The organism is Pseudomonas sp. VI4.1 (assembly GCF_002029345.1).
Taxonomy (GTDB): domain Bacteria; phylum Pseudomonadota; class Gammaproteobacteria; order Pseudomonadales; family Pseudomonadaceae; genus Aquipseudomonas.
Genome location: NZ_MULM01000180.1, coordinates 86846 through 109101, shown reverse-complemented (window position 1 = coordinate 109101; position 22256 = coordinate 86846). Strand labels below are relative to the sequence as shown.

General features: G+C 57.8%; 21 protein-coding genes, 1 other RNA gene and 1 pseudogene. 10 read left to right on the top strand and 13 right to left on the bottom strand.

Going from position 1 to position 22256, the window contains the following annotated elements; all coding sequences use genetic code 11:
- Positions 1–197 precede the first annotated feature (197 nt).
- Together rnpB and rsmI are read right to left on the bottom strand one after the other, a co-directional pair.
- Positions 198–551: RNase P RNA component class A (rnpB, locus tag BZ163_RS28845), an RNA gene on the bottom strand.
- A 75-nt stretch (positions 552–626) separates the two neighbouring features.
- Positions 627–1532, bottom strand: coding sequence for a 16S rRNA (cytidine(1402)-2'-O)-methyltransferase (gene rsmI, locus BZ163_RS28840; RefSeq protein WP_168187418.1), 906 nt, complete (start codon positions 1530–1532; stop codon positions 627–629).
- Positions 1533–1708: 176 nt separating this feature from the next.
- Between rsmI and BZ163_RS28835 the strand changes: the two genes are divergently transcribed.
- The 4 genes from BZ163_RS28835 to BZ163_RS28820 all read left to right on the top strand — a co-directional run bounded on the left by BZ163_RS28835 (position 1709) and on the right by BZ163_RS28820 (position 5155).
- Positions 1709–3520 carry a penicillin-binding protein activator gene (locus BZ163_RS28835; protein ID WP_128873744.1) on the top strand — a complete coding sequence of 604 codons (1812 nt, stop codon included), beginning with the start codon at positions 1709–1711 and terminating at the stop codon, positions 3518–3520.
- The gene (locus BZ163_RS28830) at positions 3520–3882 is read left to right on the top strand and encodes a YraN family protein (RefSeq protein ID WP_128873743.1); all 363 of its coding nucleotides are present in this window, start codon (positions 3520–3522) and stop codon (positions 3880–3882) included. The genes BZ163_RS28835 and BZ163_RS28830 overlap by 1 nt, the downstream gene beginning before the upstream one ends.
- 104 nt (positions 3883–3986) lie before the next feature.
- A complete protein-coding gene (locus BZ163_RS28825; protein WP_007972584.1) occupies positions 3987–4580 on the top strand; it encodes a phosphoheptose isomerase in 594 nt (197 codons plus the stop codon).
- Positions 4577–5155 carry a BON domain-containing protein gene (locus BZ163_RS28820; RefSeq protein WP_128873742.1) on the top strand — a complete coding sequence of 193 codons (579 nt, stop codon included), beginning with the start codon at positions 4577–4579 and terminating at the stop codon, positions 5153–5155. The genes BZ163_RS28825 and BZ163_RS28820 overlap by 4 nt, the downstream gene beginning before the upstream one ends.
- A 117-nt stretch (positions 5156–5272) precedes the next feature.
- On the opposite strand, the gene BZ163_RS28815 is transcribed toward BZ163_RS28820, so the two are convergent.
- The 7 genes from BZ163_RS28815 to rplM all read right to left on the bottom strand — a co-directional run bounded on the left by BZ163_RS28815 (position 5273) and on the right by rplM (position 10161).
- Positions 5273–5686, bottom strand: a complete 414-nt coding sequence (locus BZ163_RS28815) for a ClpXP protease specificity-enhancing factor (RefSeq protein ID WP_128873741.1) — start codon at positions 5684–5686, stop codon at positions 5273–5275.
- Between the two features lie 16 nt (positions 5687–5702).
- Positions 5703–6320: a glutathione S-transferase N-terminal domain-containing protein gene (locus tag BZ163_RS28810; protein WP_008155978.1), complete on the bottom strand. Its 618-nt coding sequence runs from the start codon at positions 6318–6320 to the stop codon at positions 5703–5705.
- 150 nt (positions 6321–6470) lie between these two features.
- Positions 6471–7253, bottom strand: a complete 783-nt coding sequence (locus BZ163_RS28805) for a cytochrome c1 (protein WP_128873740.1) — start codon at positions 7251–7253, stop codon at positions 6471–6473.
- Positions 7253–8464, bottom strand: coding sequence for a cytochrome bc complex cytochrome b subunit (locus tag BZ163_RS28800; RefSeq protein WP_064675962.1), 1212 nt, complete (start codon positions 8462–8464; stop codon positions 7253–7255). The genes BZ163_RS28805 and BZ163_RS28800 overlap by 1 nt, the downstream gene beginning before the upstream one ends.
- Positions 8464–9057, bottom strand: a complete 594-nt coding sequence (gene petA / locus BZ163_RS28795) for a ubiquinol-cytochrome c reductase iron-sulfur subunit (protein ID WP_128873739.1) — start codon at positions 9055–9057, stop codon at positions 8464–8466. The genes BZ163_RS28800 and petA overlap by 1 nt, the downstream gene beginning before the upstream one ends.
- Positions 9058–9325: 268 nt before the next feature.
- Positions 9326–9718 (bottom strand): 30S ribosomal protein S9, encoded by a 393-nt coding sequence (gene rpsI, locus BZ163_RS28790; protein WP_003216038.1) that lies wholly within the window; start codon positions 9716–9718, stop codon positions 9326–9328.
- A 14-nt stretch (positions 9719–9732) separates the two neighbouring features.
- Positions 9733–10161: a 50S ribosomal protein L13 gene (gene rplM, locus BZ163_RS28785; protein ID WP_046048262.1), complete on the bottom strand. Its 429-nt coding sequence runs from the start codon at positions 10159–10161 to the stop codon at positions 9733–9735.
- Positions 10162–10406: 245 nt separating this feature from the next.
- On the opposite strand from rplM, the gene BZ163_RS28780 reads away from it, so the two are divergent.
- Positions 10407–11447: an NADP(H)-dependent aldo-keto reductase gene (locus BZ163_RS28780; protein WP_128873738.1), complete on the top strand. Its 1041-nt coding sequence runs from the start codon at positions 10407–10409 to the stop codon at positions 11445–11447.
- A gap of 8 nt (positions 11448–11455) precedes the next feature.
- Here BZ163_RS28780 and BZ163_RS36115 read toward each other — a convergent pair.
- Positions 11456–11542, bottom strand: a pseudogene (locus BZ163_RS36115) (outer membrane lipoprotein carrier protein LolA); the annotation flags it as partial.
- A gap of 105 nt (positions 11543–11647) precedes the next feature.
- On the bottom strand, positions 11648–12784 hold the full coding sequence (locus tag BZ163_RS28775; protein ID WP_128873737.1) for an acyl-CoA dehydrogenase family protein: 1137 nt from the start codon (positions 12782–12784) through the stop codon (positions 11648–11650).
- Positions 12785–13028: 244 nt separating this feature from the next.
- On the opposite strand from BZ163_RS28775, the gene BZ163_RS28770 reads away from it, so the two are divergent.
- The 5 genes from BZ163_RS28770 (at position 13029) to BZ163_RS28750 (ending at position 19466) form a co-directional block, all read left to right on the top strand.
- A complete protein-coding gene (locus BZ163_RS28770) occupies positions 13029–13925 on the top strand; it encodes a GlxA family transcriptional regulator (protein ID WP_178084740.1) in 897 nt (298 codons plus the stop codon).
- A gap of 250 nt (positions 13926–14175) precedes the next feature.
- Positions 14176–16122: an FAD-dependent oxidoreductase gene (locus tag BZ163_RS28765; protein WP_128873735.1), complete on the top strand. Its 1947-nt coding sequence runs from the start codon at positions 14176–14178 to the stop codon at positions 16120–16122.
- 177 nt (positions 16123–16299) lie between these two features.
- A complete protein-coding gene (locus tag BZ163_RS28760; protein WP_128873734.1) occupies positions 16300–17187 on the top strand; it encodes a nitrilase family protein in 888 nt (295 codons plus the stop codon).
- A gap of 15 nt (positions 17188–17202) precedes the next feature.
- Entirely contained in the window at positions 17203–18420 is a 1218-nt protein-coding gene (locus tag BZ163_RS28755) for a hypothetical protein (RefSeq protein ID WP_128873733.1), read from the top strand.
- Between the two features lie 65 nt (positions 18421–18485).
- A complete protein-coding gene (locus tag BZ163_RS28750) occupies positions 18486–19466 on the top strand; it encodes an asparaginase (protein WP_128873732.1) in 981 nt (326 codons plus the stop codon).
- A gap of 242 nt (positions 19467–19708) precedes the next feature.
- Here BZ163_RS28750 and zapE read toward each other — a convergent pair whose 3' ends face one another.
- Together zapE and BZ163_RS28740 are read right to left on the bottom strand one after the other, a co-directional pair.
- A complete protein-coding gene (gene zapE / locus BZ163_RS28745) occupies positions 19709–20803 on the bottom strand; it encodes a cell division protein ZapE (protein WP_128873731.1) in 1095 nt (364 codons plus the stop codon).
- 91 nt (positions 20804–20894) lie between these two features.
- On the bottom strand, positions 20895–22250 hold the full coding sequence (locus BZ163_RS28740; protein WP_128873730.1) for a tryptophan--tRNA ligase: 1356 nt from the start codon (positions 22248–22250) through the stop codon (positions 20895–20897).
- Positions 22251–22256 lie beyond the last annotated feature (6 nt).

Sequence of the window (22256 nt, the reverse complement as noted above, 5' to 3'; positions counted from 1 at the left end):
GGGTAACGAGGATCTGGCAGGTGAATCTACGCAATAACTTGAGCCTACACAGAAGGTTGGGCTCGAAAGTTAAAGTAGTTTGTTAAGAGTAAGATTTTTTCGATATTACCAAAGCGCTGCTGCTGACCATTTTGAAAGGAGGGAAATGGCCATCATGGCACCCTGCTCAATGAGTAAAGCAGAGGTTGGAAAAAAAGGTGGAGAGTCGATCTGTAAGCCGGGTTCTGTCTTGAACAGTCATTCGTCTACGATGGCCATCACTGGACATCTTTAGCAACCTACCCGGTCCCAGCGCGGGCCACGCCTTGGGACCCTATTTGGTCTTGCTCCAAGTGGGGTTTACCTAGCCACGAACTGTTGCCAGTCGTGCGGTGCGCTCTTACCGCACCTTTTCACCCTTACCGGCGCCGAAGCGCTTAGGCGGTTATTTTCTGTGGCACTTTCCGTAGGCTCACGCCTCCCAGGCATTACCTGGCACTTCGCCCTATGGAGCCCGGACTTTCCTCCCCCCCCTAATTTTCATAGAGGGCAGCGACTGTCCGATCGACTCTCCGCCGCGAAGGTTAACGGTAGAGCGGCCGAAGAACAAGCGCTAAACGCCTCTGGCCCTGCCTTCGCGTCGGATTTTACTCGCCCTTCTGCTTATCCAGCGCGACCTGATAGAGCACATTCTTGCGCTCGCCGGTAATCTGCGCCGCCAACGCGGCGGCACGCTTGAGCGGCATTTCCTCGAGCAACAGATTGAGGATACGCATCGCTTCACTGCTGACGGCATCCTCGGTTTCGGGCGCCGACCAGCCCGCCACCAGCACCACGCATTCGCCGCGCTGCTGATTGCTGTCCGACTCGACGAACTCGCGAAGTTCGGCCAACGGCAAGCCCTTGAGCGTTTCAAACGTTTTGGTCAGCTCGCGCGCCAGCAACGCCGGACGCTCCGGCCCGAAGACCAGCTCCATGTCTTGCAGGCATTCCAGGATGCGGTGCGGGGCCTCATAGAAAATCAGCGTGCGCGGCTCCTCCTTTACCTGCTCCAGACGCGCACGGCGACCCACGGTCTTGGCCGGGAGGAAGCCTTCGAAGATGAAACGGTCCGACGGCAGGCCCGCGGCCGACAACGCCGCAATCAATGCACAGGCACCCGGCACCGGCACCACATTGATCCCCGCGGCACGGGCCTGACGCACCAGGTGATAACCTGGGTCGGAAATCAGCGGCGTCCCGGCATCGGAGATCAGCGCCACATCGTCACCGGCCAGCAGGCGGGTAATAAAGCGGCTACCTTCATCCCGCTCGTTGTGTTCATGGCAGGCCGCCAGCGGCGTGGGAATGCCGAAGTGCTGCATCAACCGCTGCGAGTGGCGGGTGTCTTCGGCGGCAATCAAGGCCACCTCGCGCAGGATCTTCAGTGCCCGCGCACTGATGTCGTCCAGGTTGCCGATGGGCGTCGCCACCACATAAAGCGAGCCAGCAGCGGAATTCAAAGCACCTGGAGCAGTCAAAGCGCACACCTCATGATCGGTAAAAACCGCCATTGTAGCGCGTAGAGACGTTCACGACAGGCGCAAGCCATCCTCGGTTTTTCTGCCTTTTTTACCGTACTGCAACATTTGCATGAGCTAAATTGATCGATTCACGCCAGTAACATCGCGCCCCGGCCAGTGCTTGGGTACAATTCCACGCTTATTTGATCGAGTATCAGGAACACTACATGATCGCTTGCCTGCGGCTGTTCACTGCCCTCTGCCTCGCTGCCTTGCTGGCGGCTTGCGCCAGCTCGCCCTCCTCCAGCCTTGGCGAACTTCCACGGACCCCTGATGCCAGTATCGAGCAACTGCTCCAACAGGCCGCTCAAAGCAAGGACTCGGAAAAAGCCGCATTGCTGCGCCTGAATGCGGCAGACCTGGCTTATCGCCAGGGCAATGCCGGCCAGTCCGCGCAAATCCTGCAACAAGTGCCCGTCGCACAACTCAAGCCTGGCCCGCAGGTTTTCGCCAGCACCCTGGCGGCTGAACTGGCCATGGTTCGCAACCAGCCGAAAGCGGCGCTGACGGCACTGAGCCATCCGAGCCTGCAACGCCTGGGCGAACTGCCGGTCGAGCAACAAATCCGTACCAGTACCGTTCATGCCCGCGCCCTTGAAGCCGATGGCCAGACCGTGGCCGCGGCACGGCAACGCATCTTTATCGCCCCGATGCTTGAAGGTGAAGCTGCCAGCAGCAACCACGAAGCGATCTGGACCCTGATCTCATCGCTGCCAATCGATCAATTGCAGCCGGCCGCCACCGAAGACCTCGGCGGCTGGATGCGCCTGGCCCAGGTCGTGAAAACCGCCGGCACCCTCGAACAGCAGCAAGCCGCGATCGACAACTGGCTCGCCCAGAACCCCAAGCACCCTGCCGCCCTTCAACTGCCGTCGCCGCTGACCAAACTCAAGGAACTGGCCAGCCAGCCCCTGGGCAAGATCGCCCTGCTGCTGCCGCAGGAAGGCCCGCTGGCGGCGGTGGGCAAGGCATTGCGCGAAGGGTTCATGGCTGCTCACTACCAGGCGCAACAGGCCGGCCAGCAACCACCCGCTATCGAGTTCTATGACAGCTCGCGCCTGACGTCCCTGGACGAGTTCTATAGCAAGGCCCAGGCCGATGGCGTGCAACTGGTCGTCGGCCCGCTGGAGAAGCCGCTGGTCAAGCAGCTCAGCGTCCGTCCGCAATTGCCGATCACCACCCTGGCGCTGAACTACAGCGAAGGCGAACAAGGTCCGGCACAGCTGTTCCAGTTCGGCCTGGCCGCCGAAGACGAAGCCCGCGAAGTATCCCGTCGCGCTCGCGCCGATGGCCTGCATCGCGCCGCCATCATGGTGCCGAAAGGCGAATGGGGCGACCGTGTCATGAGGGCTTTCAGCCAGGACTGGCAGGCCAATGGCGGCAGCATCGTAGCCACCGAGCGTGTGGATCAGCCCGTGCAACTGGCCCAGCAGATTGCCGACATGTTCCAGCTGCGCCAGAGCGAAGGTCGCGCCAAGAGCCTGCAGAGCACCGTTGGCGGACAGGTCGCTGCCCAGCCTTCGCGTCGCCAGGACATCGAGTTCATCTTCCTCGCGGCAACGCCTCAGCAAGCCCAGCAGATCAAGCCGACCCTGAACTTCCAATACGCGGGTGACGTGCCGGTCTACGCCACTTCCCACGTGTTCAGCGCCAGCGGCGACCAGAACCAGTACAACGACATGAATGGCGTGCGCTTCTGCGAAACCCCATGGCTGCTGGACGCCAACGATCCACTGCGCCGCCAGGTGACCGCTCAATGGCCGCAAGCCGGTGGCAGCCTGGGTCGCCTGTATGCGATGGGCGTCGACGCTTATCGCCTGGCGCCACGCCTGGGGCAACTCAAGGCCTTGCCGGACAGCCGTATCGAAGGTCAGTCGGGCAGCCTGGGCATGACGCAAAACCAACGCGTGGTGCGCCAGTTGCCATGGGCCCAATTCGTCAATGGCCAGGTTCAACGCCTTCCGGACACCCCACGCTGATGCCTGACAGGTCACGCCAGCAAAGCGGAAAAGATGCCGAGCGCCACGCGCTCGAGCACCTTCAGCAACAGGGTCTGCGCCTGCTGGCGCAGAACTGGTTGTGTAAACGCGGCGAGCTTGATCTGGTCATGCTTGATGGCGATACAGTAGTATTCGTTGAAGTCCGCTACAGAAAAAACACCCAATGGGGTGGCGCACTCGATAGCATCGATGGGCGCAAACGGCAGAAACTGATTTTCGCCGCGCAGTATTTTCTTCAGCGCGAGTCGCGTTGGGCCAATTCCCCCTGCCGCTTCGACGTGGTTGCCATCGACAGCAACCTCGCTCAGTTGAATTGGTTGCAGAATGCCTTCGACAGCTGATCGCGTGTGCCGCGAACCGGACACTTTTACCCAACACTTTTGCTCTTTGCTTTGCGGGCTGCACATTCATGTGCCCAGTAGCCGCGCTAATTAAGGTCACACAGATGGACATGCAATCGCGAATTCGCCAGCTTTTTCAGGCCAGTATCGACACCAAGCAACAGGCGATGGAAGTACTTGCACCGCACATCGAGCAAGCCAGCCAGGTCATGGTCAACGCCCTGCTCAACGAGGGCAAGATGCTCTCCTGCGGCAACGGCGGTTCCGCCGGCGATGCCCAGCACTTCTCGTCGGAGCTGCTCAACCGCTTCGAACGTGAACGCCCGAGCCTGCCAGCCATCGCGCTGACCACCGACAGCTCGACGATCACCTCGATCGCCAACGACTACAGCTACAACGAAATTTTCTCTAAACAGATCCGCGCCCTTGGCCAACCGGGCGATGTATTGCTGGCAATTTCCACCAGCGGCAACTCGGCGAACATAATTCAAGCGATCCAGGCCGCACATGATCGCGAAATGATTGTCGTAGCATTGACGGGTCGTGACGGTGGCGGCATGGCGTCCCTGCTTTTGCCCGAGGACGTCGAAATTCGCGTACCGGCCAACGTCACCGCACGTATTCAGGAAGTCCACCTGCTGGCGATCCATTGCCTTTGCGACTTGATCGACAGCCAACTGTTCGGGAGTGAAGAATGACCCCTAATCGCCTAGGCCTACTGGCCTTGACCCTGTGCCTCGGCATCAGCGGCTGCACCTCGGTGGTTAACGCCAGCCGTGAAGCACCGATCGATGACGACCGCGGCACCCGCACCTTCGGCAGCAAGATCGACGACTCCCTGATCGAAACCAAGGCCGGCGTGAATATCGCCAAGGCCGATCCTGCCCTGGACAACGAGTCACACATCGTCATCACCAGCTTCAACGGTGTTGTGTTGCTCGCGGGTCAAACGCCGCGCGCAGACCTCAAGGCCAAGGCCGAGCAGGTTGCCGCTGCGGTTCAGCGCGTGAAGAAAGTGCATAACGAATTGCAAGTGTTGGCACCCTCTTCCCTGCTGGCGCGCCAGAACGACACCTGGCTGACGACCAAGATCAAGAGCCAGATGCTCACCGACCCGTCCATTCCCGGCTCGCGCATCAAGGTCGTGACCGAAAACGGCATCGTTTACCTGCTGGGCTTGCTGACCAAACAGGAGGCCGCTCAAGCGACGAATCTGGTGCAGGGCGTTTCCGGGGTGCAGAAGATTGTGAAGTTGTTCGAATACATCGACTGACACCCCCTGCTGTAGGAGCCAGGCTTGCCGGCGAAGACACCCTTGAGATCGCCTTCGCCGGCAAGCCTGGCTCCTACAGTAATAAAAAAAGGCGATCCTTTCGGATCGCCTTTTTTATTACTTCACCACCTTCAAACTCGGTCGACCGCTTGGACGCGGCGGCTCACTGTCGGGTGGCGGGATATCATCATCCGGCTCGATCTCCTCCTCGCCATCCATGGGCGATTCCAGATCGAACACCATGCCTTGACCGTTCTCCCGGGCATAAATGCCCAGGATCGATGCGATAGGCACGTACAGCGTGTGTGGCACGCCACCGAAGCGCCCTTCGAAGCTGACAGCTTCGTTATCCATGTGCAGATGGCGCACGGCCGCCGGCGATACATTCAGGACAATTTGTCCATCACTGGCAAAACCCTGCGGCACCTGCACCGACGGATACTCGGAATTGACCAGCATGTGCGGGGTGCAATCGTTGTCCACAATCCACTCGTAGAGCGCGCGGACCAGATAAGGTCGACTGGAGTTCATAGCGGCTCCTTAAGCCTTAGCGCATATCGCGTTCGACACCAGACAGACTCGCCTGGAATGCCTCACGCGCAAACGAGCGCTCCATGTAATCAAGCAGCGGCTTGGCAGGCCGCGGCAGTTCAATGCCCAGAATCGGCAATCGCCAAAGTATTGGCAATAGGCAGCAGTCCACCAGACTTTGTTCCTCGCTGAGGAAAAACGGCTTGTCGGCGAACAACGGCGACACGCCGGTCAGGCTTTCGCGCAGCTCTTTACGAGCCACGACACGGGCTGCTTCCTTGGACCGGGAATCCAGGATCAGATCCACCAGACCACACCAGTCACGCTGAATGCGATGAATCAGCAGACGGCTGTTGGCACGCGCCACTGGATACACCGGCAATAACGGCGGGTGCGGGTAACGCTCATCCAGATATTCCATCACCACGGTCGACTCCCACAACGCCAGGTCACGATCGACCAGGGTGGGCAGGCTGCCGTAAGGGTTCACTTCAATCAGTTTAGGCGGCTGGCGACCAGCTTCCACGTAAATGATCTCGGCGCTGACACCCTTCTCTGCAAGTACGATACGCACTCGGTGGGAATAGTGGTCGGCGGGGTCGGAGTAACAGGCCAACCGATTGGTCACGCCCATGGCGGTCCTCCTCGCTTGTTGAAATTATCGGAAGCGGAAAAACGAGCGCGCCCAGAGGGCGCCTCCCGTAACGCCTGGATCACCAGGCTCGTTACACCTTCAGAGACGCCCTTGGGCGCGCGCGATTAACAGCAATTGCTTGAAGCTTGATCAGTGCACGTCTTTCCAGTACTCACGCTTGAGCAAATAGGCGAATACGAAGAAGAACGCCAGGTACAGCAACACGTATGTACCGATGCGCTGATGTTCCAGCTTAACCGGGTTAGCCGAGTAAGCGAGGAAGGTTACCAGATTCTTGACCTTCTCATCGAACTGCTCTTCGGTCAGGGCACCGCTTTTCGGCACGATGGTCAGCTGATCGCACGCTTCATGAGTCAGCGGCGTACCGGTCAGCGGATCATATTGCTTCTTGCCGTCTTCGACGACCTGGACCTGTTTGCAACCGACGACCTGACGACCTTGCAGGCCGACCAGGACGTTAGGCATCCCGACGTTCGGGAACACCTTGTTGTTCACACCCCAAGGACGCGACGGGTCTTCATAGAACGATTTCAGGTAACCGTAGAGCCAGTCGGTACCTCGGACACGAGCCACCAGGGTCAGGTCGGGTGGCGCGGCACCGAACCAGGTCTTGGCGTCAGCCGGCTGCATGCCGATGCTCATGTGGTCGCCGATCTTGGCACCCGTGAACACCAGGTTCGAGAGCATCAGCTCGTGCGGAATGCCCAGGTCATCGGCAACACGCTCGTAACGCTGGAACTTGGCGCTGTGGCAGCCCATGCAGTAGTTGGCGAACGTACGGGCGCCATCCTGCATGGCGGCCTTGTCGGAAACGTCGATGTCGACCTTTTCCAGCTCGGGACCACCTTGTGCGGCCGCGAAGGACAGTACAGGCATGGCAGCAAGAATCAGTACAGCAAATAGCTTTTTCATCAGCCAGTCACCCTTTCCGGAACCGGTTTGGTCTTCTCGAGCCTGGTGTAGAACGGCATCAGAATGAAGTAGGCGAAGTACAGGAAGGTACAGACCTGCGACAGCAACGTACGCCCTGGCGTTGGAGCCAGAACACCGAGGATGCCGAGGATCACGAACGAAACGCAGAACACCACCAGCCAGATCTTGCTCAGCCAGCCTTTGTAGCGCATCGACTTGACCGGACTGCGATCCAGCCACGGCAGGACGAACAGCACCGCGATGGCCGCACCCATGGCGATTACGCCAAGAAGCTTGTCCGGAACCGCCCGCAGAATCGCGTAGAACGGTGTGAAGTACCAGACCGGAGCGATGTGCTCTGGGGTCTTGAACGCGTTCGCCACTTCAAAGTTCGGCTTCTCGAGGAAGTAGCCGCCCATTTCCGGGAAGAAGAACACGATGGAGCAGAAGATGAACAGGAACACCACCACGCCGACGATATCTTTCACGGTGTAGTACGGGTGGAAGGCAATGCCGTCCAGCGGTACGCCGTTTTCGTCCTTGTGTTTCTTGATGTCCACACCGTCCGGGTTGTTCGATCCGACTTCGTGCAGCGCCAGAACGTGCAGCACCACCAGACCGAGAATCACGATCGGCAAAGCCACGACGTGCAAGGCGAAGAAGCGGTTCAGGGTAATACCCGAAATCAGGTAGTCACCACGGATCCACTGGGTCAGGTCGTCGCCGATGAGCGGAATCGCACCGAACAGCGAGATGATCACCTGGGCACCCCAGTAGGACATCTGGCCCCACGGCAGCAGGTAGCCCATGAAGGCTTCCGCCATCAGCGCCAGGTAGATCAGCATGCCGAAGACCCACACCAGCTCACGCGGCTTCTGATACGACCCGTAGAGCAAACCACGGAACATGTGCAGATAGACCACGATGAAGAACATCGAAGCGCCGACCGCGTGCAGCATACGCAGGATCGAGCCGTACTCGACGTCGCGCATGATGTATTCAACGGAGGCAAAGGCTTCTTCCGCCGACGGGGTGTAGCTCATGGTCAGCCAGACACCGGTGACGATCTGGTTGACCAGGACGAGCAGTGCGAGGGAGCCAAAGAAATAGAAGAAGTTGAAATTCTTCGGAGCGTAGTACTTGCTGAGATGGTCTTCCCACATTTTGGTTGCGGGAAAGCGCGCATCAACCCAATCCATGAACTTGCTCATCACGCGTTCTCCGTATCGACGCCAATGACAATAATCTCATCGGTTTCATAGGAATGCGGGGGAACTGGCAGGTTCAAAGGCGCAGGTTGCGACTTGTAGACGCGGCCAGCCAGGTCGTAGTGGGAACCGTGGCAAGGGCAGAAATACCCCCCCACCCAATCCTTGCCCAGATCTGCAGGTGCCACTTCCGGACGGAAAGTCGGCGAGCAACCCAGGTGCGTGCAAATACCGATCAGCAGCAGAACCTCTGGCTTGATCGAACGCGTTTCCGGGTCGACATAGGTCGGTTGTGTCGAGTTCTTGGAGGTCGGGTCAGCCAGCTGGCCCTCGATCTTTTTCAGATTCCCCAGGATTTCCTCGGTACGGCGGACAATGAACACCGGCTGACCGCGCCACTCAGCAATCATCTGCTGACCTGGTTCGATTTTGCTGACATTCACTTTCACCGGTGCACCTGCGGCTTTCGCCTTGGCACTGGGAAACCATGACCCCACGAACGGGACCGCAGCCCCCACCGCTCCTGCAGCACCCACCACGGATGTGGCTGCTACCAAGAAGCGACGCCGGCCTGCATTCACGCCGTCATTGCTCATTCAGTCCTCTCCCATCAGCTTTGTGGCCTGTTAAATCAGGCATCTACTAAGTAAATCTATGTACTTATAAAAATTTTGCCGAATGGTAATGAAAAGCCCCAATTCTGACAAGGTAATTACCCAAGGGCTCCACTGCCAAGCCTTGCAGTATAGGGGCTCTGTGCATGTGGCAAGTTGTCACAGCGCAATTATTGCTGAATTCACGCCCATAAAAAAACGCCCAGCTCCGTGAGGAAACTGGGCGTTCTTTTTTGAACGTGGAAGCGAATTAACGCTTCGAGTACTGCGGACGCTTACGCGCTTTACGCAGACCAACTTTCTTACGTTCAACTTCACGAGCATCGCGAGTAACGAAGCCAGCTTTGCGCAGAGCGCCACGCAGGGTTTCGTCGTACTGCATCAGTGCGCGAGTGATACCGTGGCGGATTGCGCCAGCTTGACCACTTACACCACCACCGATCACGGTGACGTAGATGTCGAATTTCTCGACAGTCTCAGTCAGTTCCAGCGGCTGACGAACTACCATGCGGGCAGTTTCGCGGCCGAAGAAATTTTCCAGGGTGCGGTTGTTGATGGAGATGTTACCAGTACCCGGACGCAGGAAAACGCGTGCGGTTGCGGTTTTGCGACGGCCAGTGCCGTAATTTTGAGTCGCCGACATAATGAACTATTCCGTTAAAACTTCAGTTCTTGGGGCTGCTGAGCAGTATGAGGGTGTACAGCGCCCGCATAGACTTTCAGCTTACGATACATGTCGCGACCCAGCGGGTTCTTAGGCAGCATGCCTTTGACCGCGGTCTCGATCACGCGCTCAGGGGCTTTAGCGATCAGCTTTTCGAAGTTGATCGACTTGATGCCGCCCGGGAAACCGGAGTGGGAGTAGTAGATCTTGTCGGTGGTTTTAGCACCAGTTACACGAATCTGCTCGGCATTGATAACGACGATGTAGTCGCCGGTGTCAACGTGAGGAGTGTACTCAGCTTTATGCTTGCCACGCAGACGGCTCGCGATTTCGGTGGCCAGACGACCCAGGGTCTGACCTGCAGCGTCGACGACAAACCAGTCGTGCTGTACTGTTTCCGGTTTAGCAGTAAAAGTTTTCATTCTTTATAGCCTCAGGGGCCGCCCTGTAAATTAGACGGCGGATCTTACTGAATAGTGCGTACTTTGACAAGTCAAAGGCAGCCGGATACAGACGCTTTCGGGGGCTCGGGTCGGCGCGTCCGTTCAACGGCAAGATTCTTCGGCGGCGGCGCATCACTTCCACTGCAGAAAGAGGTGCGCAATTATGCAGATTGCGAAAAATAATTCAACCTGCTTTTATGATTGTTTTGCCGAAGGAGCACCCGATGGACTATCGCCAGCTAGGCCGAACCAATCTGAACGTGAGTGCAATCTGCCTCGGAACCATGACCTGGGGCGAGCAAAACAGCGAAGCTGAAGCCTTCGCCCAGATTGAACGGGCCAAAGGCGCCGGGATCAATTTCATCGACACCGCCGAGATGTACCCGGTGCCGCCCAAGGCCGACACCTACGCCACCACCGAACGCTACATCGGCAATTACTTCAAGAGCCGCGGCGATCGCGCCGACTGGATCCTGGCCAGCAAGATCGCCGGCCCCGGCAATACCATCGACTACATCCGCGACAAAAACCTGCGGCACAACCGCCAGCACATCACCGAAGCCGTCGATGCCAGCCTCAAGCGCCTGCAGACCGACTACATCGATCTCTATCAACTGCACTGGCCGGAGCGCAGTACCAACTTCTTCGGCCAGCTGGGTTACAAGCACCAGACCGAAGCCAACCTCACGCCGCTGGAAGACACCCTCGAAGCCCTGGACGAACAGGTCAAGGCCGGCAAGATCCGCCACATCGGCCTGTCCAACGAAACCCCGTGGGGCACCATGCGTTTCCTCGCCCTGGCCGAAGCCCGTGGCTGGCCGCGTGCGGTGTCGATCCAGAACCCCTACAACCTGCTCAACCGCAGCTTCGAGATCGGCCTGGCGGAAATTGCCATCCGCGAACAGTGCGGATTGCTCGCCTATTCGCCGCTGGCGTTCGGTTTCCTGTCGGGCAAGTACGAAGGTGGCGCCCGCCCGCCCAAAGGCCGCCTGAGCCTGTACAGCCGCTTCAGCCGCTATTTCAATCCGCAGTCGGAGGCGGCGTGCAGCCGGTATGTGGCACTGGCCCGTGAACACGGCCTGGACCCGGCGCAAATGGCGCTGGCATTCGTGACGCAGCAACCGTTCGTCACCAGCAATATCATTGGCGCGACGACGCTGGAGCAGCTTGATAGCAATATTGCGAGCTTCGAGCTGAAACTTTCCGATGAGGTGCTGGCGGGGATCGAGGCGATTCACAAGGATCACCCGAATCCAGCTCCTTGACCCCCACCTGTAGGAGCGAGCTTGCTCGCGAAAAACCTGAGTGCGCTGCAGGGTGTCAGGCTTCCAGCGTTATCGTTGACGACCTTCGCGGGCAAGCTCGCTCCTACAAGGATTCTGTGTCGATCACAAGATGGTGATCAACCCGGATCCCCTGTGGGAGCGAGCTTGCTCGCGAAGGCGGCCTGACAGTCACCTCAAGATCAAAGCGACCGCGCAATAATCTCCTTCATGATCTCATTGGTCCCGGCATAAATCCGCTGCACCCGCGCATCCGCCCACGCCCTGGCGATCGGGTACTCCCACATGAACCCGTACCCGCCATGCAACTGCACGCACTCGTCGAGCACCTTGCATTGCAGGTCGGTGCCCCAATACTTCGCCATCGCCGCCGTCGGCACATCAAGCTTGCCTTGCAGGTGCAGTTCCAGGCAGCGATCGACAAACACCCGGCCGATCTGAATCTCGGTCGCCATCTCCGCCAGCTTGAAACGCGTGTTCTGGAAATCGGCGATCGCCTTGCCAAACGCCTTGCGCTCACGGGTGTAATCCAGTGTCCACTGCAGCGCCGCCTCAGCCGAGGCCAAACCGCCGATGGCAACGGTGAGCCGCTCCTGGGGCAACTCCTGCATCAGGTAGGCAAACCCCATCCCCGCTTGCCCCAGCAGGTTTTCCTTGGGCACCCGGACGTCCTGGAAGAACAGTTCCGAGGTGTCCTGAGCCTTCATGCCGACTTTTTCCAGGCGCTTGCCCTTGGCGAAGCCCGGTGTATCCGCCTCGACCAGAAACAGGCTGGTGCCCTTCGCGCCCGCCTTCGGATCGGTCTTGGCCACGACAATCACCAGATCGGCCAGAAAACCGTTGGTGATGAAGGTTTTCGAACCGTTGATCACATACTCATCGCCGTCCAGCACCGCGGTGGTCTTGACCCCTTGCAGGTCGGAACCGGCGCCCGGTTCGGTCATGGCAATGGCGGTGACCATTTCGCCGGACACCAGTTTCGGCAAGTATTTATGCTTCAGCGCCTCACTGCCGTAATGCAGGATGTAAGGCGCAACAATGTCCGAATGAAGAGAAAAGCCGATGCCGGTCAAGCCCAGGCGTCCCACCTCTTCGATCACCACCGTGCTATACAGAAAGTCCGCCGCCAGCCCGCCATATTCTTCCGGCAGATGCGAACAGAGCATCCCCGCCTCCCCCGCCTTGTTCCAGAGTTTGCGGTCGATGTAGCCTTGTTTTTCCCATTGCCCATGGAACGGCACGGCCTCTTTTTCGAGGAAGGTCCGCACGCTGTCGCGAAACAGTTCGTGCTCGGGACTGAACAAGGTTCTGGGGATCATGCGGCACCTGTCGTTATTGCTGGAAGGAGTTGACCTTCAGAGACTAAGCCTCGCTGGCGATACAGGACACTGGACACATCAGACAAAAAATAAGACGATCCAGCCGTCTGATGACCACTTTCCCCTATAAGAATAAAGTTGAATTATGTCTAACCGAGCCTCCACGCCCTTGCGGCGCGTCAGCATCCTGGCTATCGACCGGGTTTTCGCTTCCACCCTCATGCAAGCCAAGGATTTCTTCCACCTGGCCAGCCTGCGTTACGGCAAGCAACTGGGCCACGGCCTGACCCCGGCGTTCGAAACGCGGCTGGTCAGTCCCGACGGCAAACCGGTGAACAGCTTCAGCGACGTGATCATGCCGGTGGACGGCGGCCTGGAAAATGCCGACGTCATCATCCTCCCTGCGTTCTGGGACGATTTCGAAACCCTCTGCCAACGTTATCCACAGGTCTTGCCGTGGCTGCGCCAGCAACATGCGCGTGGCGCGGTGCTGTGTGGCGAGGCCACCGGCGTATTCTGGCTCGCCGAAGCCGGCTTGCTCGATGGCAAGGAAGCAACCACCTACTGGCGCTTCTTCAACGCCTTTGCCGAGCGCTTCCCGAAAGTGCAGCTCAATCAGGACAAACACCTGACCGACGCCGACAACCTGTTTTGCGCCGGCGGTACCACCTCGGCCTGCGACCTCTACATCTACTTGATCGAGCGCTTCTGCGGCGCCAATGTGGCCCAGGCCGTGGCCCGCGACATTCTCTACGAAGTGCAGCGCAGCTACTCGCCGGGACGCATCGGATTCGGCGGGCAGAAACTGCACCAGGACGTGATCATCCTGCAGATCCAGCACTGGCTCGAAGATCACTTCGCCGACAAGTTCCGCTTCGAAGACGTCGCCCGCGAGCACGGCATGAGCATCCGCAACTTCATGCGCCGCTTCCAGACCGCCACCGGCGACAAGCCGCTGCATTACCTGCAACGCCTGCGCATCGAAACCGCCAAGGGCTTGCTGTCCGGTAGCCGCAAGAGTATCAAGACCATCAGTTATGAGGTGGGCTACGACGACGCAAGTTTCTTCGCGCGGCTGTTCCGCCAGCATACGGAGTTGTCGCCGAATCAGTATCGGCAGCAGTTTCAGCAAGCGGCATAGCACGCGCCCGTCCTTTAGGAGCACAGCTTGCTGGCGATGAACGATGGCTCGATTTGCCTGATCCACCGCGTCGTTACAATTGCGGGCAAGCGTTACTCCTACAGGCTCTCGTAACTGCCGAGATCATTTTCCCACAACAAAATAGGAATACGCTGCATCAGAGAGTGTCGTTTTGCTCTTGCATGCAATCATTCAAAAACCAAACATACTTCCCTACTTGAGATCGGCCATCGATCAGGGAAGAAAAAAAATGACCATTGGATCCAGCTACAACTACCCATCACAAATTGCCAGGAATATCGCTCGGACAAAGCGCACTGCTAAAAACAAATGGAGTGCTCGCTTCCCAAACCCACCGGATTTATGCTTCGACTATCGAACATTGGTAGAACAAGAAAGTGGCATCGCCCGAGCGACCAATCCAAACCATAAGATATGTATTGTTGGCGCAGGCGTAACCGGGCTCACCGCAGCAAGAGAGCTTTATCGCTGTGGCTTTCATCATGTAACACTGATCGAACAATCTAAACGGATAGGCGGCAGACACCTGACGGTACCGGGCAGCCGTAACTCGCCAGAAGGACATACACCTTTTGAGATGGGCGCTATGCGAATGCCTTTTTTCAATAGAGCAGACGAGGCACCGAAAGAAGGCCGTTCTCTGATGGCCTACTATGCCAGTGAATTCGAGTTGGCTATTTCAGACTTCGCAAACCCTGGCAGTCAGTGGGTAACGTCAACCGGTATTTATCTTCGAGAAGGCAGCGTGGGAGGCGAAACGCTTCCACACATGCTCATCTGGAAAAATGAAGACGGCCTGACTCCCCCTCCGGGAGACGAACTTCAAAAGGTATACGCCAAATGGAAAGCCTTTGCCGACCGAATGAGTCTTCACATCTCGGAGGTCTACGCAAGCGAGAAATGGGAATCCATCTGGGCTGCCATCGTCGAAAAATACGAGAATGTTTCGTTTCGCGACCTGGTCAGCATGCCGGTCATCACCGCTTGGGATGAAGGCTCGCCCGGTGACTTCGGCGGGATGGGCATGACGCCGGATGAATCTGCCATTTTTTATGCAATAGGAATTGGTGACGGTAGCTGGGGCGCCTTTTACGATGTGTGCTCGCTATATCCCTTGCGTACAGCCATTTTTGGATTCAGCAGTCAGTTGCAACTGGTTCATGGTCGGGTGGACTCGACTGGCAATCCCATTACCTCCCCTCACCTGCACACCGAGGCCGTTTTTGACTCAAAGGGGCTGGAATTCGATAGACCTCGATATATTGGCCTCGCCGCACTGGATGAATGTCTGTTGTTTATAAAAACGGATGTGACCGAAAAATCCTTTTATGACCACTGCCTTGAGAGAAGCGACGCCTTTCTCACCGACTCCTCCGTCACCAAACTGGAAAAACTGGATAATAAAAAGATCCGTGTCTATTACAACTGGAACGTCAGCAACCCGGAGCACGCTCAGGAACAATACGACGATTTTGATTCCGTTATCATGACCCTACCCTCCTGGTTGATCGAAACCCGAATAACACTGAAAAATTTCGACAATGAAATGCTTCCTTACGAAACGATAAATGCCTATAAAACCGCTCACTGGGAAACCAGCTGCAAAGTCTTCGCGCCTCTTAAAAAGTCATTTTTATTAAAGAACACCAATATTCCGCAAGCCATTGTCACTGACAGCTTCATTCATGACATCTATACCTACCGCTACAATAAAAATTATAGTTATGACTGCATCCTCCTGAGCTACACATGGGAAGACGATGCAATCAAACTCGCCTTGTTCACGGACAAGGAGCTGGTCAAGAAATGCGTAATAGAGCTTGATCGAATACTCATGAACTCTGCAAACATCCAGGAAAAAATTTCACCTTATATCGGTATCGAACAAGCTGTCGTGCATCGCTGGATGACCGACAAAAACGCTTTGGGCTGTGCAAAACTATATAGGCCTGGCACTTACTACGACGCTGTGAGCCTAATGAAGTACAACAGGGATTACGGCGCCAGCTCCGGCCTCTACCTTTCTGGAGAGTCTTTTTCAGTCGATGCCGGCTGGACTGAGCCTTGCTTCCGCGGCGCAGTCGATGCAGTCATTCATATCTGTGACAAAACCGAGGCCACCTTCAATGGCGGCTTCTCCATGGCAGATTACCCCGAATACAAACTCAGAACCTGACCTCGATTCCCCCACGAAAGAGCCAATGCAGGCCATGCATTGGCTCGCTTTCACCAATCTTGGGAAACGGACTACAACCGAAAAGGAAACGGCTGACTTCCTCGCACTTGAGTCTTCGACGCTTAATAAAACCGCGATTAAACAAGTTGAAGAACAATAAAAAACGAGGTCATCCGTATGAGCGAGTCAACAAGTCCTGTTCGTGTAGCAGTCGTGCAATTCGATCCACAAGTCGGCATGGCAAACCGTGAAGGAAATCTGTGCCGCTGTCTGGAATTGGCGCTGGAGGCCGTAAACGGCGGTGCAAATCTCATCGTGCTGCCCGAGCTTTCCAGTACCGGCTATTTCTTCACCAACCGACAGGACGCTTTCGACCACTCCGAAGCGGTTCCCGGCGGGCCGTGCGTCCAAAGCTGGATGGAGTTCGCCAGTAAACACAAGGTTTACCTGGTTGCCGGGCTGACTGAACGAGACGGCATGCGGCTCTTCAATACCGCTGTCCTGCTAGGACCGGACGGCTTTATCGGGAAGTACCGCAAAGCCCATTTATGGAACCTGGAAAAGCTGTGGTTCACGCCGGGGGACCTGGGCTTCCCGGTGTTTGATACGCCGATAGGCCGCATCGGGTTGTTGATCTGCTGGGACATCTGGTTCCCGGAGGTGCCGCGAATCCTCGGTCAACAAGGCGCGGACATCATTTGCAGCCTGAACAACTGGGTGTGGACGCCTCCGCCGCTGTTCGATGACGCCGGTAAATGCATGGCTTCGTATCTGACAATGACGGCCGCTCACGTCAACAATGTGTTTATTGCAGCCGCCAGCCGGATCGGCGAAGAGCGAGGAGCTCGTTACCTGGGCTGCTCGTTGATTGCCGGCACCAATGGCTGGCCGATTGGCAAAGTGGCTTCAGCGGACAAACAGGAAATCCTGTTTGCCGATATTGATCTGACCAGCTCCCGCAGTGCCCCCATCTGGAACAACCTGAACGATCTGCATCGTGACCGTCGCACCGATCTCTATGATCAGATGCTCGGTTACATCCAACACCCTCCTCTCCCACGCTGATCGGGAGACCCAACCATGGAACCCACTACCGATACCCATCGGCTGCATTCGCTTGCCGGCAGGAAGCTTGATACCTCGATCATCTTGCTGGTGATCGGCACCGGACTGCTGATCGCCTGGCTTTCATTCACCCACCGCTCAGCATGGTCTGCCCATTGGCCCGACTACAACCACATGGTGTCGAACCTCCCCGATCCGGGGGCCTGGTTGCGCTGGGTCCTGGGAGACATCAGCGAGGTTGCATTCTACAAACACGAGTTCGCTTCGATCGGGCTGCTGGCTGGAGCCTATCTGGCCTACCGGGCAAATCGAAAGGGAAAAGTCTGGCAAGGCTTTGCCATTTCCTACGGCAGCGGATTATGGCCGTGGTTGATCACCAGTTCGTTGCTTGGACTGTTGCTGAGCAATCTGTTGTGGGGCTGGACGGTCACCGCCAGCAGTTGGCAACCCACGTTTGCAGCATTTGTTTCATTACCGGCAGCGATGGTGCTGATGTTTGGCGGTGGCTGGAAGGTGACGATCAATGGCGCAATCATGGGCGCCGTGCTCGTCACCCCCCTGTGCTTGCTGATCGTCAACTACATCTGCAATCCACTGGGCTTACCCGTAGTGATCGGCAACGTCTCTGGGATGGCGGTTGCCAGCGTCCTGGCATTTCTACTGTGCCGTTACGTGCCAAACCTGGTGAAGTCCGCCCCGACCACCCAGCCCAAGGAGTCACCCGCGCCCGAAGTTGAACCAGCCAAGAGTAAGACCACCGACCACGGAATCATCTGGAGCCTGCGCCGAGTATTGGCGGATTTTTCGGAAGCACCGTTCTTCGGTAATGAGCTGGCCAGTATCGGCCTGTTGCTGGGTGCACTGCTGGCCTACACCTTGAATCCCATAAGCCCCGCTTACGGCTCAGGTTTGCTGCCGCAACTGATCGGTGCGCAGGCGCTGACGTCCGCCTTGGGCGTGGTGATGTGGCGCCGACAGTGGATGCGACTCGGTTGGTATCCCACCTACGTTCCACTGGTGTCGGTTGTACCCGCGGCAATTCTGACCTATGGCGGCAGTTGGCAGGTCATAGCGTCAAGCGCACTGCTAGGCGCACTGATTGCCCCACCATTGGCCTGTGCCCTTGCCAAGCGGGTGCCGGGCGACATGCACCCTTACATCGGTAATGTCCTCTCCATGGCCATCAGTACCCTGCTGATCATTCCCTTTATCGGACTACTGATAGCCGACTGAAGCACTGCCATCAGGCTGGACCTACGGGTACAGCCTGCTCTCGTCATCTACAAGCGAGGTAAAACATGGATCTGCCCAAACTGGCCATCGCGGCGCTAGGCGGCACCGTGAGCATGCAAGCCAGCCATGTCGGTGCAGGCGTTATCCCGACAGTCAGCGGCGAAACCCTCCTGTCCACGGTTCCGGAATTGAAGAATCTGGCGAGGACCACCGTCGAAACACTGGGACTGCACCCGAGTGCTTCTTTGAGTTTCGAGTTTTTATTGAGCGTTCTCCACTGGGCAAATGCTCAGGTCGAGAAGGGTGCGACGGGGGTGGTCATTACTCAAGGCACGGATACCCTCGAAGAGACTGCGGCATTTTTCGATTACTTGTGGCGCCACGATGCGCCGCTGGTCCTGACCGGCGCCATGCGCTCGGCAAACCAGGTGGGAGCGGATGGTCCGGCGAATCTGCTGGATGCTTGCCGGGTTGCGCTGGCGCAAGACAGTCTGTGCCGCGGCGTTCAAGTGGTCATGGGCGGACAGGTTCACCACGCGAATGCCGTGCGCAAAACCGATTCATTGGCGTTACAGGCGTTTTCATCACCGGTGGTTGGCCCCACGGGTATGCTTCTGGAAGGTAGCGTCCGCTATTTGCGCGAGCCGTGCCAACGAAAGCTTTTACCCCTGCCGCTGCAAACAACCCAGGCGATCGCCCTGCTGGAAAGCACGCTGTCGGCCGATACCCTGTTATTGAACAACATCCTCGAACTGGGTTACGACGGCTTGGTGATTGCTGGTTTCGGAGCAGGCCATGTGTCAGAACAATGGGCTGATGCTATCGAAAAAATCACCAGAAAAATCCCCGTGCTCATTGCGACACGCACCGGATCGGGCCCCACCGCTCAATCCTCATATGGTTTTATCGGCAGCGAGATGGATTTGATCCGCAGAGGCGCATTGATGAGTGGCTTTCTCTGTCCGCGCAAAGCCCGAATCCTGCTTTGGTTGCTGGTGGGCTGTCAGCGGCAGGATGAACTTGCATTTTTTCTCGCTCAAGACTGATACGCCGAGCTGTGGGAGCGACGGTGCGGCGATCTGAACTGCTCGCGAATGCGGACTGACATTCAACATTTTTTGTCGACTGACACACCGCTTTCGCGAGCAGGCTCGCTCCCACAGGGTATGTGGTGTGCCAGGTAGCTTTGGGCTGCCAGCTCCCCCCACGGGATTCTTCGGCGCGAAAAAAGGGCCTGCATTGGCAGGCCCTTTTTTATTTTCCGAATCGTCTTACTCTTTTGAAACGCTTATGGCTTATGCGCCCGGGACAGGAATTCGTGGGACTGCATTTCCAGCAAACGGCTGAGGGTACGCTGGAACTCGAAGTTCAGGCGACCGCCGGTGTAAAGGTCCTTCAGCTCGACTTCGGCAGAAATGATCAGCTTCACGTTGCGGTCGTAGAACTCGTCGACCATGTTGATGAAGCGCCGGGCGATGTCGTCGGTGGTGACGCTCATCTGCTCGACATCGCTGAGCAATACGGCGTGGAAGATCTTGCCCAGTTCGATGTAATCGTTCTGGCTGCGCGGGCCGTCGCACAGTTCGCGGAAGTTGAACCAGGCCACGTCGTCGCAGGTGCGCAAGGCGCGGATTTCGCGGTTCTCGATCATCAGCACGTCGTTTTCGATGGCGGCCGTGCATTCCGGCGTCAAGGCCCGGAAGCTCTTGCGCAGGCTTTCCTGGGCAGCTTCATCCAGCGGAAAGTGGAACAGTTCCGCTTGCTCGAGGTGACGCAGACGGTAATCGACGCCGCTGTCGACGTTGACGATCTCGGTGTTCTGCTTGATCAGCGCAATGGCCGGCAGGAAACGCGCACGCTGCAGGCCGTCCTTGTACAGGCCGTCCGGCACGATGTTCGACGTTGCGACCAAAGTAACCCCGTTTTTGAACAATTCTTCCATCAGCGTGCCGAGGATCATCGCGTCGGTAATGTCGGACACGAAGAACTCATCGAAGCAGATCACCCGCGCTTCGTCGGAAAAACGCCTGGCGATGATGGTCAGCGGGTTTTTCTCGCCGCCCAGGGTCTTCATCTCTTCGTGCACACGCTTCATGAAGCGGTGGAAGTGGGTGCGGACCTTTTCCTTGAACGGCAACGCTTCGAAGAAGGTGTCGACCAGGTAAGTCTTGCCGCGACCGACGCCGCCCCAAAAGTACAGGCCCTTGACCGGCGCCTGGTCTTTCTTGCCAAACAGCTTGCCGAGCAGGCTCGGTTTGTTGTTCGACGCAGCGACCAGATCGTCGTACAGGCGCTGCAAATGGCGCACCGCAGTTTCCTGCGCGGCGTCATGGAAGAATTCCGGGCGTTTCAGATCAGCTTGATATCGTTCTAGGGGCGTCATAATTCGTTAGCAAGGCAACAAAAAGCGGGCCGTCACTGTAGCGACGGCCCGGGGGAATGGCAATCAGCCCTTGGTCGGACCGAGCCGTTGTTTATTCCTGAACCGGGGTCAGGGCAACGCGCAAAGTGTCGATGGCGACATCGCGAGCGGCGTTGTCCGCAAATGTCGGGCTGTCGGCCACGCACTCGCCTTCCAGCCAGACGCTGAAGCTACGGTCTTCACTGCGCACATCCAGCGGCTGACCCGCTTGCAACTGCTTGGTCACCTGGCCTGCGGTTTTGCCGTCGGCGAAGTTGCGCGACAGCAGCAGCTGCTCGCCATCGGCCGCCAGCAGACGGAAACGGAAGCTGCTGTCTTCTTCGCGGAAACTGACGAAACGCGCGGCTTTCGCGACTTTCTTTTTGGTAGTCGCCGCGACTTGGGTCTGGGCGACGAAAGAGCGCAGGCCAACCGCTTCCCGCAGTTCGTGGAGGAAGGGGGTGGCGACCGAACGGGCCTTTTTCGCACCGATTTGCAGGATGTCTTCCAGGTCTGCCGGGCGCTCGATCAGCTGGTGATAGCGCTCGCGGGACTCGCCCAGTTCGCTGTCCAGCAGCTGGAACAGGCGATTCTTTGCCTCGCCCCAACCCAGGCCCTGCAACAGTTCGCTGCGGAATTCGGCGGACTGCGCCGGGGTGGCGAACGCCTGGAACAGGGTGAAGAGGTGCGAATTGTCCGGATCCTTGGCTTCGCCTGGGGCACGGGAGTCGGTGACGATCCGCGAGATTGCGTCTTTCATCTCTTTGGCGCTGCTGAACAACGGAATGGTGTTGTCGTAGCTCTTCGACATTTTGCGACCGTCCAGGCCTGGCAGCGTGGCGACACTTTCTTCGATCAGCGCCTCGGGCATGGTGAAGAACTCTTTGCCCTGGCCAAACAGGTGGTTGAAGCGCTGGCCGATGTCCCGGGCCATTTCCACGTGCTGGATCTGGTCGCGACCGACCGGCACCTTGTGCGCGTTGAACATCAGGATGTCCGCCGCCATCAGCACCGGGTAGCTGTACAGGCCCATGGTGATGCCGGCATCCGGGTCTTCGCCGGTCTCGACGTTTTTGTCCACCGAGGCCTTGTAGGCGTGAGCGCGGTTGAGCAGGCCCTTGGCCGCGACGCAGGTCAGCAGCCAGGTCAGTTCGGGAATTTCCGGGATGTCGGACTGGCGATAAAAGGTCACGCGCTCCACATCGAGGCCACCGGCCAGCCAGGTCGCGGCGATTTCCAGGCGCGAGCGCTGGATGCGCAGCGGGTCATCGCATTTGATCAGGGCGTGGTAGTCGGCCAAAAAGTAGAACGAATCGGCATTGCTGTCACGGCTGGCCAGGATCGCCGGGCGGATGGCGCCGGCGTAGTTGCCCAGGTGCGGCGTGCCGGTGGTGGTGATGCCGGTGAGGATACGGGTACGAGTCGTCATGGGTAA